Here is a 15,539-nt window from a genome sequence, read left to right as displayed (position 1 = left end):
GCGTCAGGCCCGCGAGAGGCGGCGGTCCGCGCCCCGGTGGCCTATCCGCGCCGCGTCCCGCTGCGCGGCGCGGGCCTCACGCCGCGCCCTGCGCCGCTCGCGGCGCAACTGCCGGGCCGAGCTGCTGGGTTCGGAGACCACGCCGTTGCGCTGGTTCCACACCTGGCGGGTGACCCAGACGTCCAGCACCGCCCACGTCGCCACCACCGTGCTCGCCACCCCGCTCAGCACCATCGGGAAGGAGAGCCAGGACCCGGCCAGGGCGGTGAGGAACGCCACCATCGCCAGAATCATCGTCAATGACATGACGAGCACCGCCCGCACCGCCGCCGTCCGCACCGGATCGGGCATGCGCCTCCGCGTCGTCGGCTCCTCCACCCACAGGGGCGGCCGCCCCGGCTCGCTCACATCCCCCACCGGCTCCACCGCGCCCTCACGCTCCTGTGTGTCCAAGGCCCTTCACTCCCACCGCTGTCCGACTTCAGGGTTGCTGCCCGGCATACACCCTTTCTACGCGGCCGGTCCGTCCCGTCCGCCCGAGCGTGCCCCGTTGGTCCCCCTACCCCCGTACAGACAGACGAGTGGTCAGCGGTGAAGATTCCTCCCACCCGTCACGAAACGAAGAATTCCAGCCAACCGGGACGTGAAGGAACCTGCCATGCCCCAGGGCCTCTTCTGTCGCTTTCGTGAATTTCATCTCCTGGAATACCGGGACAAGCCATGGTCAACTCCCGGTAAGGCGGCCGAAAATCGTCCGGACATGCCTTCGAGTTGTCTGTGTGTCGGTAGTAGGCTCGCGCCGTTTGTTGACGAAACCCGTCCCCGGTCCCGCGGGGATGACCTGGGGGAGGCATGCGCTTTCGCGGAAAGTCCATCCGCAGGAAGATCGTGGCGTTGCTCGTGGTGCCTCTCGTATCGCTCACCGCCCTCTGGGGATTCGCCACCTATCTCACCGGGCGCGAGGCCGGGAAACTGCTCGGCGCGAGCACCGTCGTGGAGAAGGTCGGCCACCCGCTGGAGGACACCGTCCGGGTCATCCAGAGCGAACGCCGCCAGACGCTGGTCTTCCTCGCCGACCCGCGTGCCTCCGACGCCCTGCCCGTGCTGCGCCGGCAGCGCGCCGCCACCGACCGGGTCGTGGCCGAGGTACGCGCGAGCGCCGGGCAGAAGGACATCCGCGACGCGCTCGGCCCGACCGCCGAGACCCAGCTCGGCTCGATACTCGGCGCCGTCGAAGGACTCGACGCCCTGCGCGACTCCGTCGACAAACGCACCATCGGCCGGCTCAAGGCGATGGCGTACTACAACCGCCTGATCGACCCCTGCTACCGATTCCTGACCGGTCTGCACACCATGGAGAACGTCTCCATGGACCGGCAGGTCCGGGCACTGACCGGCCTGTCCCGCGCCCGCGAAATGCTCTCCAGGGAAGACGCCCTGGTCGCCTCCGGACTTCTGGCCGGCCGCCTCACCGCCCCCGAACTCCGCCAGATATCCGACCTCGTCGCCCAGCGCGGCCTGCTCTACGAGACCAACCTCGACCTCCTTCCCGCCTCCGAACGCCGCCGCGTCCAGGAGTACTGGCAGGGCCCCGACAGCGAACCGCTGCTCTCCGCCGAGGACGGGATCATCTCGCGGGGCCCCACCACCAGCCCGCGCACCGCCGACGCCGCCCGCTGGCAGGAGGTCGCCCCGGCCGCCCTGGAACGGCTGGCCAACGACTCCACGGAGATGAACAACCGCTTCAAGGACCGGGGCAAGCCCGCCGGCTACGGCATCCTGATCAAGGCGGGCATCGCCGGCGTCCTCGGCTTCCTCGCCCTCGTCGTCTCCGTCTTCGTCTCCGTGCGCATCGGCCGCGAACTCGTCCGCGACCTCACCCGCCTCCGCAAGGACGCCCACGAGGTCGCCGGCGTCCGCCTGCCGAGCGTGATGCGCCGCCTCGCCGCCGGTGAACAGGTCGACGTGGAGACCGAGTCCCCGCACCTCCAGTACGAGCGCGACGAGATCGGCCAGGTCGGCCAGGCCCTCAACACCCTGCAACGCGCCGCCGTCGAGGCCGCCGTCAAACAGGCCGACATGCGCCGCGGCGTCTCCGAGGTCTTCGTCAACCTCGCCCGCCGCAACCAGGTCCTGCTCCACCGCCAGCTCACGCTCCTGGACACCATGGAGCGCCGCACCGAGAACACCGACGAACTCGCCGACCTCTTCCGCCTCGACCACCTCACCACCCGCATGCGCCGGCACGCCGAAGGCCTGGTGATCCTCTCCGGCGCCGCCCCCTCCCGGCAATGGCGCAAGCCCATCCAGCTGATGGACGTGGTCCGGGCCGCCGTCGCCGAGGTGGAGGACTACGAACGCATCGAGGTCCGCCGGCTGCCCCGGATCGGGGTGGGCGGCCCCGCCGTCGCCGACCTCACTCATCTGATCGCCGAACTCCTGGAGAACGCCACGGTGTTCTCGCCGCCGCACACCGCGGTCCAGGTGCACGGCGAGCGCGTCGCCAACGGCTTCACCCTGGAGATCCACGACCGGGGCCTCGGCATGCCCCCCGATGTCCTGCTCGACGCCAATCTCCGGCTCGCCGAGACCCCCGAGTTCGAGCTGTCCGACACCGACCGCCTCGGCCTCTTCGTGGTCAGCCGGCTCGCCCAGCGGCAGAACGTCCGGGTCTCCCTCCAGACCTCCCCGTACGGCGGCACCACCGCCGTCGTGTTCATCCCGGCCGCCCTCCTGACCGACGCCCCCGAATCGCACGGCACCGGCTTCCGCCTCGACCGCAGGGCCGAGAAGGCCATCTCCGGCAGCACACCGGACGGCGACACCCGGCGCCCCGAGGCCGACGACTCGGTGCCGGGCCGGCCGAACGGCCTCTCGCCGGTCCCCACCGGACTCGTCGACCCGGGCCTCCTCAACGGCCCGGTCGAGTTGGAGGGCGACGAGCCGCTGGACTTCACCCGCGACCCGGTCCTCGAAGCGGTGGCGGGCCCCGGGCTCGACTCCGTGCTCGACGGCGTCTCCGACCTGGAGGACACCGAGAGCGAACGCGGCGGCATCTTCCGCGCCCGCGCCCTGCGCCGCGAGGGCGACCGCGAGCAGCACCAGCAGGCCCCGGACGACGGGGTGCGGGCGCTGCACCCCGAGGGCGTCCGGCCGCTGCCCCGCCGGCGCCGCCCGCCGACGCTGGTCACCGACCGCGGCCGCCGGGTCGACGGGGACGGCCGCGCCCATCCCGCGTCCGATGACCGCGAACCGGCCCGCCCGGGGGAGCGCGAGCCGGCCCGCCCGGTGGACCGAAGGGGCGACCGCCGCCCCGCCGTGCCCGCACCCCGTACGCCCGAACCCGCCCCCGACACCGTGGGCGGCCTGCCCCGACGCGTCCGGCAGGCCAGCCTCGCCCCGCAGCTGCGCGAGGGGCCGGACGGCCGCACGGCGCGGCCCGCCCCGGTGGAGAGCGCCGACGACATCGAGCGGGACGCCGAAGAGGTACGCAGCCGTATGGCTTCGCTCCAGCGCGGCTGGCAGCGCGGCCGCCAGGAGAACGCCGAGGACCCGACGGGCCCCGGCGACATCGCACCAGGAACCACTCCGGGAGGGGACGGTCCATGACCGCACCGAACGCCGCCGCAACCGAATCCGAACGCCAGGGGTCCGGTGAACTCAACTGGCTCCTCGACGAACTCGTCGCGCGCGTCGCCAGCATCCGCAAGGCGCTGGTGCTCTCCAGCGACGGGCTGCCCACCGGCGCCTCCAAGGACCTGACGCGGGAGGACAGCGAGCATCTGGCCGCCGTGGCCTCCGGCTTCCACAGCCTGGCGAAGGGCGTCGGCCGCCACTTCGACGCGGGCAGGGTCCGCCAGACCGTCGTGGAGCTGGACGAGGCGTTCCTCTTCGTCACGGCGGCCGGTGACGGCAGCTGTCTGGCCGTGCTCGCCGAATCCGAATCGGACGTGGGGCAGGTGGCGTACGAGATGACGCTCATGGTCAAGCGCGTGGGGAGCCACCTGGCCAACGCGCCCCGGACGGCCGGTCAGCCCTCCGGGGGGTGAGCGGACGCCATGAGCGCCGCATCGCCCGGTTCCCCGGAGACCCCGGAAAGGCCGCGGACCCCGCGCTGGTACGACGACGACGCGGGGCCCGTCGTCCGCCCCTACGCGATGACCCGCGGGCGCACCAGCAGTGCGTCCCGCCACCGACTCGACCTGATCGCGATCGTCGTGCCCGAACCCGCGGCCGACGACCCCGACAACGACCAGCTGCTCTCCCCGGAACACGTCGAGATCCTCGAACTCTGCGGTGAGCTGCCCCAGTCGATCGCCGAGCTCGCCTCCTCCCTGGACCTGCCCGTGGGCGTGGTACGGGTGCTGGTGGGCGATCTCGTGGACGACGAGCTGGTCCACGTGACCCGTCCCGTTCCGCCGGCCGAGCTGCCGGACGTGAACATTCTCCGTGAGGTGATCAATGGCCTTCGGGCGCTCTAGCCGCAGCAGGCGGCCCGTGGAGCCCGTCACCCTCAAGATCCTGGTGGCGGGCGGCTTCGGAGTGGGCAAGACGACGCTGGTGGGCGCGGTCAGCGAGATCAGGCCGCTGCGCACGGAGGAACGGCTGACCGAGGCCGGCCGTCCGGTGGACGACCTGGACGGCGTCGAAGCGAAGACCACGACGACCGTGGCCATGGACTTCGGGCGGATCACGCTCCGCGAGGACCTGGTGCTGTACCTCTTCGGCACGCCGGGCCAGGACAGGTTCTGGTTCCTCTGGGACGAGCTGGCGCAGGGCGCGCTGGGCGCGGTCGTGCTCGCGGACACCCGCCGCCTGGCCGACTGCTTCGCGGCCGTCGACTACTTCGAGCGCCGCGAGATCCCGTTCGCCGTCGCCGTCAACCGCTTCGAGGGCGCGGAGCTGTTCCCGGAGGAGACGGTACGGGCGGCGCTCGACCTGGACCCGCAGGTGCCGCTCCTGATGTGCGACGCGCGGGACCGGGCCTCGGCACGCGATGTGCTGGTGGCCGTGGTCGAACACGCCCTGGCCCGCGCGGACCGCCCGCGCGAGCCGGTCACGACCTAGGGCCTTTCGTTTGGATCATGCCGGGCTGATCCAAACGAAAGGCCCTAACGGCCGTTCTCCGCCAGCCACTTCTCGGCGGTCTGCGCCAGCTCGTGGTCGCGCCCGGCCAGCATCATCCGGATCATCTGCGCGTCACCGCGCAGCGACCAGGCCGGGTGGCCGAAGGTGGCCGGGTTGTTCTTCTCGATCAGGAAGTGCGCGGGCCAGGCCGTGCCGTACCCGATGAGCGGCAGCGCGGCCAGATACCGCTTGCGGCCGCGCGCCAGCCCGTACGCGCTGATGGCGAGGCCGGTCAGGGTGCCGGTGAGATGCACCCAGCGGGTCGCCGCCCGCGAGTGCATCGCGACGTAGTACGGCCAGAACTCTTCGTACGAATCGAACGTCTGCTGTGACATACCGGCACCGTAATGGCCGATCCGGCAACCGGAAACGGCTGCGCCGCGTCCGAAAAGGAGAACGGGCGGCCGGAACCCACGGGGGTGGTCCCGGTCGCCCGTTCCTTCGTGCCGGCTCAGTGCCCGGCGACCGACCTGCGGGCCACCGGGAAGTCGAAGTAGGTGTCGGGGAACGCCTCGGGCTGGAAGGTGTAGTGCCACCACTCCTCGGCCAGGTTCACGAAACCGGCCTCGGTGAGCGTCTTCTTCAGGAATTGCCGATGGGCGCGCTGCACACCCTGGATACGGGGATCATCGGTGTGCGAGAGCGTGTCGAAGCAGTCGAAACCCGTGCCCATGTCCACCGAGTTGTCCGGGAAGCGGTCGGCCTGCGGCGCGTAGCACGGCACCAGCTTCTGGCCCGGGTGGTACGGCCTGGTCGGCAGCGCGGGCAGCCGTACGAGCGTCAGGTCCACGGTGCTGCCCCGGCTGTGCCCGGACTTCTCAGCGATGTAACCGTCGGCGAACAGGCGGGACTTGTCGACCCGGGGATAGAACTCGCCCTTCATCGTCTCGTCGTCCAGATCCTTCGCCCACCGCACGAAGTGGTCGACGGCCCGCTGCGGGCGGTAACAGTCGTACACCTTCAGCGAGTAGCCCTGGCGCAGCAGCCGGAGCTGCGCGCGGTGCAGGGCCTCGGCGGCCGGCCGGGTCAGGATGCAGAGCGGCCGGCGGTAGCCGTCCACGGGCTCGCCCATGAAGTCGTGGGCGGTGGAGTAACGCATCTCCTGGATGATCGTGGGGTCCACCGAACGCAGCGAGACGAACTCCCGGGGCGCCTTGGGCTCGGGTTTCGCCTGCGCCACCGGGGCGGTGACGGTCACGGCGAGCAGGGCGGCGGCGGTGGCCGCCAGGGCACGGAAAGCGGTCGCGATGGCTGTCATGAGCACATCCTCCACGGTCCGCGCCCGCCGCAAAGGCGATCCGGTACAGTCCGCGCGTGTCCGCCACCGGTTCCCCGCCCGGTCACCACGAGAGCCGGCCCCCCGAGGAACGGAGCAGCCCATGACGTTCTCCCACTGCCCCGCCTGCGGAGCCGCGTACACCGGCCTCCCGGCCCCCGACACCTGGCCCCGCACCTGCGCCGCCTGCGGCGAGACCGCCTACCGCAACCCGCTCCCGGTCGCCGTCGCCCTGCTCCCCGTCACCGAAGGCGACACCACCGGCCTCGTCGTCATCACCCGCACCATCGAACCCGCACGCGGCGGCCTCGCCCTGCCCGGCGGCTTCATCGACCACGCCGAGGACTGGCAGCACGCCGTCGTACGGGAACTGCGCGAGGAGACCCGCATCGAGGCACGCCCCGAGGACGTCCGCCTCGCCGACGCCCTCAGCTCACCCGCCGGACACCTGCTCCTCTTCGGACTCCTCCCCGAACGGCCCGCCGCCACGCTCCCGCCGTCCGCCCCCACCGACGAGACGTCCGGCCACACCCTGCTCACCGCCCCCGCCCCGCTCGCCTTCCCCCTCCACACCGAGGCCGTCCACCGCTGGTTCGCCGGCCGCTACCGCTGAACCCCCGCGCCGCCGCCCCGCCGGGTACGCCGCAGCGCCACGCTCACACACCCCGCACCCGCACCGGCCACTCCACCGCCCCGCCGTCCCGCTCCACCACGACGCGCCCGCCCTCCAGCCGGGACGTGTACCGCTCGACCACCACCGGCTCCCAGCCGTCACCCGCGTCCCGGACCACCGTCCCGCCACCCGGACGCCCCGCCACCGGCGCCCACACCTCCAGCTCAAGCCCGCCGTCCGCACCCCGCACCGGAATCACCGCCCCCGCCCGGGCCAGCACCGGCACCCGGGACAGCGGCGCCTCCACCACCACCCGCCCCGGCCCCTCGTACACCGCCCCGCTCACCGTGTCGTACCAGCGCCCCGGCGGCAGCCGCACCGCCCGCCGCACCACCCCCGGCTCCATTACGGGCGCCACCAGGAGGGCGTCACCCAGCAGGAACGCGTCCTCGCAGTCCCGCAGCCCCCGGTCCCCGGGCACCGACCACCACAGCGGCCGTACGTACGGCGCGCCCGTCAGCGCCGCCAGCCGCGCCAGGGTCACCCAGTACGGCCGCAACCGCTCCCGCTCCAGCAGCACGTCCCGCGCCCCCGCCAGCACCTCGGGACCGAACTCCCACGGCTCCCGGCGCCCCGCGTCGATCGCCGCGTGCGTACGGAACAGCGGCAGGTACGCGCCCAGTTGGAACCACCGCAGATACAGCTCGGGCGACGGCGACCCGTCGAACCCGCCCACATCCGGACCCGAGTACGGCACCCCGCACAGCCCGAGCCCCAGGACCAGCGCCAACGACGCCCGCAACCCCGGCCAGCCCGTCGCCACATCACCGGACCAGGTGCCCCCGTACCGCTGCATCCCCGCCCAGCCGGAACGCGAGAACAGGAACGGCCGCTCCTCCGGCCGCAGCCGGGCCAGCCCCTCGTAACCGGCCCGCGCCATCGCCAGGCCGTACACGTTGTGCGCCTCCCGGTGGTCACCGCCGCGCCCCTCCAGCGCGTGGCGCGCCGAACGCGGCAACGACGGGTCACCGAACGCCGCGAACGACACCGGTTCGTTCATGTCGTGCCACACCCCGGAGAAGCCCTGCGCCAGCCGCTCCGCGTACAGCCCGCCCCACCACTCCCGTACCCCCGGATCCGTGAAGTCCGGATAGACGCACGCACCGGGCCACACCTCCCCGCGCACCTCACGCCCGCGCGCGTCCCGGACGAACGCGCCCGAAGCACCCACCGCCCGCCCGGAGTCGTAGACCGCGTTCCCCCGGACCGCGGCGACCGCCGGGTCCACGATCGACACCAGCCGCACCCCGGCCTCCCGCAACTCCTCGGCCAGCCCCGGCAGATCCGGGAACCGCCCCCGGTCCACGGTGAACACCCGGTGCCCGTCGTAGTGGTCGATGTCCAGGTGCAGCACCGACAACGGCAGGCCCCGCTCCCGATACCCCGCCACGATCCGCCGGACCTCCCGTTCCGACCCGAACCCCCACCGGGCGTGCTGCGGACCTGGGTCCTGTCTGGAGTTCCCCGTCTGCGCCGCGGCGCCCGGCACTTCCCCAAGCTCTCGGCTTCGCTCGACCGGGGGAGACCCCATTGCTCGCCGCACGGCGCCCCAGGACAGGTGGCTCCGCCACATGACCTGTGCCCCCGCACACCGATCGCACGCACCGACCGCCCCGACGCCCGCGCTCCGCGCAGACGACGGGGAACCCCAGACAGGACCCAGCGCCCAGGACGGCGGCACCGCGGCCGCCCCCGTCAGCGCCGACCACCCCGCCAGCACCCGGGCCGGCGTACCCGCCACCGCCCAGCAGCGCAGCGGACCGCCGTCCACCCGTATCTCCGAAGCGCCCGGCCGGTCGTGCCCGGACCCCGCGCCCTCCTTCCCCTCCCGCAACGACACCTGGCCCGACCAGGAGTTGTCGTAGAAGACCAGGTGCGTCCCCGCGTCCGCCACCACCAGCTGCACCGGCATCGTCAGATACAGCGGATCGTCCCCCGGCCCGAACCGCCCGCCCGGGTCCGTGTTCCACAACGCGTACGACCCGTCCCGCAGCCGGGGCCCCGCAGCCCGCCCGCCGAGCCCGAAGAACCGCGCGTCCGCCGCCACCTCCGAACGCTGCACCCACCGGGCCGCCCCGCCGGCCACCGGCTCCCACCAGCGCGGCGGCAGCTCCCGGCGCAGCACCACCCCGCCCGGCGTCCGCAGCTCCACCGCCCCGTGCCGCGACACCGCGACCGTCAGCCGCTCCGCCACCACCTGCCAGCCGCCGTCCGTACCCGGCTCCAGCACCGCCCGCGGATTCGTGGCGGGCGCCTCCCCGTCCACCGCGTACGACGGCCCCGGCTCAGCCCCGTCCCACCCCCAGAACACCGCACCGCCCACCGCCACCCGAATCCGCAGCTCCGAACGGGCGAACCGCACCACACCGCCCCCGGGCCCCGGCTCCGCCCCCGTCACCTGACCCGGCACCCGCGCCCGCTCCGGCCCGCGCCCCGGTAGCGCCCGCGCGTCCGCACGCGCCCGGCGCCACGCCGCACGCACCGTGCGCAGCCCCCGCTTCGAACCCACCAGTTTCACCGAGCGCACCAGGTCACGACCGTCCATGCCGCCCACCCTGCCACCCGCCCGCCCGCGAACAGACGCCGTTCAACTTCCGTTCACCCCGCACCGGACATGGCCCGACCACATACCGGGACACGACAGCATGTACGGGCAACCCTGGTGCTCGGGACGATCACATGGCATCGTCCGTGACGTCGCCTCACGCGCACACCCCGCACGTGCGCGCGGCCTGCGCACACTCCGCGTACCCGCTACAGCCAGGGAGCCGCCCCCATGACCTCAGCAGCCGACGAAGCCCCCCTGTGGCAGCCCGGCCCCGACCGCATCGCGGCCGCCGCCGTCACCCGGTTCCAGAGCTGGGCCGCCGAACACCACGGCGCCCCCGCCGAGGGCGGCTACGCCAGTCTGCACCGCTGGTCCGTCGACGAGCTCGCCACCTTCTGGAAGGCCGTCGCCGAGTGGTTCGACGTCCGCTTCTCCACCCCGTACGAAGAGGTCATCGGCGACCGCTCGATGCCCGGCGCCACCTGGTTCACCGGCGCCACCCTCAACTACGCCGAGCACGCGCTGCGCGCCTCCGAGGACCCCCTGCGCGCCGACGCGCCAGCCCTGCTCCACGTGGACGAGAGCCACACCCAGGCCCCGACCTCCTGGTCCGAGCTCCGCCGCCAGGTCGGCTCGCTCGCCGCCGAACTCCGCGCACTCGGCGTCACCCCCGGCGACCGCGTCAGCGGCTACCTCCCCAACATCCCGCAGGCCGTCGTCGCCTTCCTCGCCACCGCGGCCGTCGGCGGGATCTGGACCTCCTGCGCCCCCGACTTCGGAGCCCGCAGCGTCCTCGACCGCTTCCAGCAGGTCGAACCCGTCGTCCTGTTCACCGTCGACGGCTACCGCTACGGCGGCAAGGAGCACCACCGCGCCGACACCGTCGCCGAGCTCCGCCGCGAACTGCCCACCCTGCGCGCCGTCGTGCACATCCCGCTGCTCGGCACCGAAGCCCCCGAGGGCGCCCTCGACTGGGCGGACCTCACCTCCGCCGACACCGAACCGGTCTTCGAGCAGGTCCCCTTCGACCACCCGCTCTGGGTCCTCTACTCCTCGGGCACCACCGGCCTGCCCAAGGCCATCGTCCAGTCCCAGGGCGGCATCGTGGTCGAGCACTTGAAGCAGCTCGGCCTCCACTGCGACCTCGGCCCCGAGGACCGCTTCTTCTGGTACACCTCCACCGGCTGGATGATGTGGAACTTCCTCGTCTCCGGCCTCCTCACCGGCGCCACCGTCGTGCTCTACGACGGAAGCCCGGGCTACCCGGACGTCAGCGCCCAGTGGCGCGTCGCCGAACAGACCGGCGCCACCCTCTACGGCACCTCGGCCGCCTATGTCATGGCCTGCCGCAAAGCCGGCGTCCACCCGGGACGCGACTTCGACCTCTCCCGCGTCCAGTGCGTCGCCACCACCGGCTCCCCGCTCCCGCCCGACGGCTTCCGCTGGCTCCACGACGAGGTCGCCGACGACCTCTGGATCGCCTCCGTCAGCGGCGGCACCGACGTCTGCACCTGCTTCGCCGGCGCGGTGCCCACCCTCCCCGTCCACATCGGCGAGCTCCAGGCCGCCAGCCTCGGCGTGGACCTCCACTCCTGGGACCCCGCGGGCGAACCCCTGACCGGCGAGGTCGGCGAGCTCGTCGTGACCGCGCCGATGCCCTCCATGCCGGTCCGCTTCTGGAACGACCCCGACGGCAGCCGCTACCACGACAGCTACTTCGACGTGTACCCCGGCGTCTGGCGCCACGGCGACTGGATCACGATCACCGACCGCGGCTCCGTCGTCATCCACGGCCGCTCCGACTCCACCCTCAACCGGCAGGGCGTCCGCATGGGCTCCGCCGACATCTACGAAGCCGTCGAACGCCTCCCCGAGATCCGCGAATCGCTCGTCATCGGCCTGGAGGAACCGAACGGCGGCTACTGGATGCCGCTCTTCGTCCACCTCGCCGAAGGCGCCACCCTGGACGACGCCCTCCGCGACAGCATCAAGCGCACCATCCGCGAGAACCTCTCGCCCCGCCACGTCCCCGACGAGGTCATCGAGGTCCCCGGCATCCCGCACACCCTTACTGGCAAGCGCATCGAGGTTCCGGTCAAGCGCCTGCTCCAGGGAACAGCCCTGGAAAAGGCCGTCAACCCCGGTTCGATCGACAACCTGGAGCTCCTCCACTTCTACGAGAAGCTGGCCCGCGAACGCCGCTGACCACCCCGTTGTCAGTGCCCATGGTTACGCTGAGTGAGCAATGATCGACAGCGCACTGGGGGACATCATGGCGCAGACAAGGAACAAGCGGACCACCGTCCACGGACGGACCGTGACCACCACCATGCGACGCACGCTGCGCCGCGAAGCACCCACCACGATCGGCCTGCTGACCGATGAGGAGGACTTCGCGGCGATGCGCCGCTTCCGCACCTTCACCTTCGACGACCACGGCGTCTACCTGGAACAGGTGGAGGCCCTGCTCAGGGCCCTCACCGCACAGGGCGTGCACACGACGGTCGCCCTCTTCGACCCGCAGGAGTACGTGCAGTACTGCGCGGAGGCCGGCATCGCCCCCGACACCCCGGCCGGCCGCAGCCGCTTCACCGCGGAGATCGCCGCCTGCGGAGCCACCGTCACCTACGAAGGACAGCCCCTGGACGCCCTGATCCAGGTCCTCGTCGGCCGCGCGGTCCGCCGCGCCACCTGGGAGTACGCCACGATGCTCCTGGCCGGCCTCGGCGACTGCGCGGACTGCGGCCGGGACATCGGCAGCGCCGCCTTCGACCGCGCATCCCACCTCCTGGAACGCACCCTGGAAGCGGCCGGACCCGGCACCCACCACCTGGTGTGCAGCACCCCCACGGAGCACGACCAGCTGCTCGCCGCCCTGCACACCGACCACCTCACCGCGGGGTCCGTCCTGCTCGACACCTCGGAGGGCGCCGAGTTCGTGAGCGTCCTCGCCGTCGCCATCGCCCTGGAGAGCCACGGCGGAGTCGTCCTGCGTACGAGCACCCCCGGCGCCCCGGACCGCGTGCACGGCTGGCGGCTGAGCCGGGGCACCCTCGACCCGCTCACCGCCGGCGAGGTCTTCAGCGCCTACTGCACCGACGCGGACACGGGCGAACCCGTCGCCCCCGAGTCCGGTGTGGAGTACTGCGCGGGCTTCGACATCGGCGCCGACGAACCGGAGGAGCACCGCTGACATGACGAAGGGGCTTCCCGCCGGTCCCGGCGGAAAGCCCCTTCACCTCGCGTCGTCCGGTCCAGGACTACTCGCCCGAGAGCACCGCCTGCGCCGCCCGGCGCGCCTCCTCGGCGGAGTCGGCCGCACGCGCGGCCGAAGCGGCCCGCTCACACTGCGCCAGCGTGTACTTGGCCAGCGTGGCGCGGACGTAGGGAATGGAGGCCGCACCCATCGACAGGGACGTCACACCCAGACCCGTCAGCACACAGGCGAGCAGCGGATCGGAGGCCGCCTCACCACACACACCACAGCTCTTGCCCTCGGCCTTCGCGGCCTCGGCGGACAGCGCGACCAGATCCAGCAGCGCCGGCTGCCACGGGTCCTGGAGCCGGGAGACGGCACCCACCTGCCGGTCGGCGGCGAAGGTGTACTGCGCCAGGTCGTTGGTGCCCAGCGACAGGAACTCCACCTCCTGGAGCACCGAACGCGCCCGCAGCGCGGCGGACGGGATCTCGACCATCGCGCCGAACTTCGCGTTCAGCCCGGCCTCGCGGCAGGCATCGGCGAAAGCCTTGGCATCCGCGCGGTCGGCCACCATGGGCGCCATGACCTCAAGGTAGACGGGCAGCCCCTCGGCGGCCTTCGACAGCGCGGTCAGCTGGGTACGCAGCACGTCCGGGTGGTCCAGCAGGCTCCGCAGCCCACGCACGCCCAGCGCCGGGTTCGGCTCGTCCGCCGGGGTCAGGAAGTCGAGCGGCTTGTCCGCGCCCGCGTCCAGCACACGCACCACGACGCGCCCCTCGGGGAAGGCTTCGAGCACCGCGCGGTACGCGGCGATCTGCTTCTCCTCGGACGGCGCCTGCTTGCTGTCGTCCAGGAAGAGGAACTCGGTACGGAACAGGCCGACGCCCTCCGCACCCGCCTCCACGGCCGCCGGTACGTCAGCGGGACCGCCGACGTTGGCGAGGAGCGGCACCTTGTGACCGTCCGACGTGGCACCGGGGCCCGTCGCGGCGGTCAGCGCGGCCTTGCGTGCGGCGGCGGCGCTCTCCAGCTCCGCCCGCTTGGCGTCGCTCGGGTCCACGAAGATCTCGCCGGTGCTGCCGTCCACGGCGATGAGCGTGCCCTCGGCCAGCTCACCGGCGCCGGGCAGGGCCACCACGGCGGGGACACCGAGCGCCCGGGCCAGGATGGCGCTGTGGCTGGTCGGCCCGCCCTCCTCGGTGACGAAGCCGAGGACCAACGCGGGGTCCAGCAGCGCCGTGTCGGCGGGCGCGAGGTCCCGGGCGATCAGCACGTAGGGCTCGTCGCTGTCCGGCACGCCGGGCATCGGCACACCGAGCAGCCGCGCCACGATGCGGTTGCGGACGTCGTCGAGGTCGGCGACCCGGCCCGCCAGGTACTCGCCGGCACCGGCGAGGAGCGCCCGGTACGAGGCGAACGCGTCGTACACACCGCGCTCGGCGGTGCTCCCGACGGCGATGCGACGTTCGACATCGGCCATGAGCTCGGGGTCCTGGGCCATCATGGCCTGGGCCTCCAGCACGTGCTGGGCCTCGCCACCGGCCAGGTTGCCGCGCGCGATGAGGTCGGCGGCCACGGCCTCCACGGCCTGCCGGGCCCGCCCCTGCTCGCGCTCGGCCTCCTCGGCCGGGATCTGCTTGGCCGGCGGTTCGAGCACCGCGGTGCCCATGTGCCGTACCTCGCCGATCGCCACACCGTGGCTCACGCCTACGCCTCGCAGCGTTGTCTCCATTTCACCCGTCTCCGGTCGTGCGGTGGCCGTTGCCTCCGCGGTGGTGGATATCCAGTCGGCTGTCACTGCGCCGATCGCGTTACTGCCAGCCGAACAGGGAGTCGCCGACCGTTACGTCGCCGGACTCGGCCAGGTCGGAGAGGGAGTCGGCGGTCGCCTCCAGGGCCACGATCGGGCAGATCGGCGACTTGCCGGCCTTCTCGACGGCGGCGGGGTCCCAACGGACGACGCCCTGGCCGCGGGTGACGGTGTCGCCCTTGCTCACGAGCAGCTCGAAGCCCTCGCCGTTGAGCTGGACCGTGTCGATGCCCAGGTGCGTGAGCACACCGTGCCCCTCGCTGTCGACCACCACGAAGGCGTGCGGGTGGAGGGAGACGACGATGCCGTCGACGGGCGCGACCGCCTCGGAGGGCTCGCGGACGGGGTCGATCGCGGTGCCCGGACCGACCATCGCGCCGGAGAAGACGGGGTCGGGTACGGCAGCGAGCCCAATGGCACGTCCGGCAAGAGGGGACGTCACGTTGGTCATGGGGGGCCTCCCAGTGGAGCTTCGAAGGTGCCGCCACGGCTTGATAGGAGGACGGCGTACTGCTCAGCAGAGTAAGTCATAAGAAGTCCCGGTTCCGCCCGAGTCCTGACGGTTCGAGGACCTAGGGGCGCACCGGAAACGATTTGCCTCGACTCCCGGCAGCCTGTACTGTCGTACTCCTGCCTGGCCCCAACGCGACTTTGAGTCGGGGGTCGGCAGCGGCTATTGAGCCCAAACCCTAACCCGAAATCGGGCACCCGCATGTCTGCGGGGGGCCGGTCAGGGGGACCGGAAAGGTTTGATAGTGTCGGACTCGCCGGAAAGGGAAACGCGAAAGCGAAGAACTGGAAAGCGAAAATGGCTTGACCCGCTTCGACCGGGAATCGGACACGAAAGAGTCTGATAGAGTCGGAAACGCAAGAACGAAGGGAAGCGCCCGGAGGAAAGCCCCAGAA

General features: G+C 72.3%; 13 protein-coding genes. 7 read left to right on the top strand and 6 right to left on the bottom strand.

The genetic code is table 11. The features are described from left to right. Nucleotides 1-3: 3 nt before the first annotated feature. Nucleotides 4-453, bottom strand: coding sequence for a hypothetical protein (locus tag ACIQZN_RS20660; protein ID WP_403995708.1), 450 nt, complete (start codon nt 451-453; stop codon nt 4-6). Between the two features lie 399 nt (nt 454-852). Between ACIQZN_RS20660 and ACIQZN_RS20655 the strand changes: the two genes are divergently transcribed. The 4 genes from ACIQZN_RS20655 to ACIQZN_RS20640 are packed head-to-tail and all read left to right on the top strand — an operon-like array spanning nt 853 to nt 5,067. Beyond that, nucleotides 853-3,609 (top strand): nitrate- and nitrite sensing domain-containing protein, encoded by a 2,757-nt coding sequence (locus ACIQZN_RS20655; RefSeq protein WP_403995705.1) that lies wholly within the window; start codon nt 853-855, stop codon nt 3,607-3,609. Then, complete coding sequence (locus tag ACIQZN_RS20650) at nt 3,606-4,049, top strand: roadblock/LC7 domain-containing protein (protein WP_403995702.1); 444 nt, start codon at nt 3,606-3,608, stop codon at nt 4,047-4,049. The genes ACIQZN_RS20655 and ACIQZN_RS20650 overlap by 4 nt, the downstream gene beginning before the upstream one ends. A 9-nt stretch (nt 4,050-4,058) precedes the next feature. After that, nucleotides 4,059-4,481 carry a DUF742 domain-containing protein gene (locus ACIQZN_RS20645; RefSeq protein ID WP_403995700.1) on the top strand — a complete coding sequence of 141 codons (423 nt, stop codon included), beginning with the start codon at nt 4,059-4,061 and terminating at the stop codon, nt 4,479-4,481. After that, nucleotides 4,462-5,067 carry a GTP-binding protein gene (locus ACIQZN_RS20640; protein WP_403995697.1) on the top strand — a complete coding sequence of 202 codons (606 nt, stop codon included), beginning with the start codon at nt 4,462-4,464 and terminating at the stop codon, nt 5,065-5,067. Before ACIQZN_RS20645 ends, ACIQZN_RS20640 begins: the two co-directional genes overlap by 20 nt. Before the next feature lie 44 nt (nt 5,068-5,111). Here the strand turns inward: ACIQZN_RS20640 and ACIQZN_RS20635 are convergent, their stop codons facing one another. Together ACIQZN_RS20635 and ACIQZN_RS20630 are read right to left on the bottom strand one after the other, a co-directional pair. Continuing rightward, nucleotides 5,112-5,462, bottom strand: a complete 351-nt coding sequence (locus tag ACIQZN_RS20635) for a DUF962 domain-containing protein (RefSeq protein WP_018103974.1) — start codon at nt 5,460-5,462, stop codon at nt 5,112-5,114. Nucleotides 5,463-5,578: 116 nt separating this feature from the next. Continuing rightward, nucleotides 5,579-6,385, bottom strand: a complete 807-nt coding sequence (locus ACIQZN_RS20630; protein ID WP_403995693.1) for a M15 family metallopeptidase — start codon at nt 6,383-6,385, stop codon at nt 5,579-5,581. A gap of 121 nt (nt 6,386-6,506) precedes the next feature. On the opposite strand from ACIQZN_RS20630, the gene ACIQZN_RS20625 reads away from it, so the two are divergent. Further along, complete coding sequence (locus ACIQZN_RS20625) at nt 6,507-7,016, top strand: NUDIX domain-containing protein (protein WP_403995690.1); 510 nt, start codon at nt 6,507-6,509, stop codon at nt 7,014-7,016. 43 nt (nt 7,017-7,059) lie between these two features. Here the strand turns inward: ACIQZN_RS20625 and ACIQZN_RS20620 are convergent, their stop codons facing one another. Next, the gene (locus ACIQZN_RS20620; RefSeq protein ID WP_403995687.1) at nt 7,060-9,621 is read right to left on the bottom strand and encodes a TIM-barrel domain-containing protein; all 2,562 of its coding nucleotides are present in this window, start codon (nt 9,619-9,621) and stop codon (nt 7,060-7,062) included. 231 nt (nt 9,622-9,852) lie between these two features. Between ACIQZN_RS20620 and ACIQZN_RS20615 the strand changes: the two genes are divergently transcribed. Next, nucleotides 9,853-11,829: an acetoacetate--CoA ligase gene (locus ACIQZN_RS20615; RefSeq protein ID WP_403995684.1), complete on the top strand. Its 1,977-nt coding sequence runs from the start codon at nt 9,853-9,855 to the stop codon at nt 11,827-11,829. Between the two features lie 40 nt (nt 11,830-11,869). Continuing rightward, nucleotides 11,870-12,817 (top strand): hypothetical protein, encoded by a 948-nt coding sequence (locus tag ACIQZN_RS20610; protein ID WP_403995681.1) that lies wholly within the window; start codon nt 11,870-11,872, stop codon nt 12,815-12,817. Nucleotides 12,818-12,884: 67 nt separating this feature from the next. Here ACIQZN_RS20610 and ptsP read toward each other — a convergent pair whose 3' ends face one another. Together ptsP and ACIQZN_RS20600 are read right to left on the bottom strand one after the other, a co-directional pair. After that, entirely contained in the window at nt 12,885-14,555 is a 1,671-nt protein-coding gene (ptsP, locus tag ACIQZN_RS20605) for a phosphoenolpyruvate--protein phosphotransferase (protein WP_403995679.1), read from the bottom strand. A gap of 79 nt (nt 14,556-14,634) precedes the next feature. Then, the gene (locus ACIQZN_RS20600; protein ID WP_403995676.1) at nt 14,635-15,084 is read right to left on the bottom strand and encodes a PTS glucose transporter subunit IIA; all 450 of its coding nucleotides are present in this window, start codon (nt 15,082-15,084) and stop codon (nt 14,635-14,637) included. Nucleotides 15,085-15,539: the final 455 nt, after the last annotated feature.

The organism is Streptomyces sp. NPDC097595 (assembly GCF_044761525.1).
In the GTDB taxonomy this organism is placed as follows: Bacteria; Actinomycetota; Actinomycetes; order Streptomycetales; family Streptomycetaceae; genus Streptomyces; species Streptomyces drozdowiczii_A.
The sequence above is the reverse complement of the archived record's forward strand: the minus strand, read 5'-3'. Positions and strand labels throughout refer to the sequence as shown.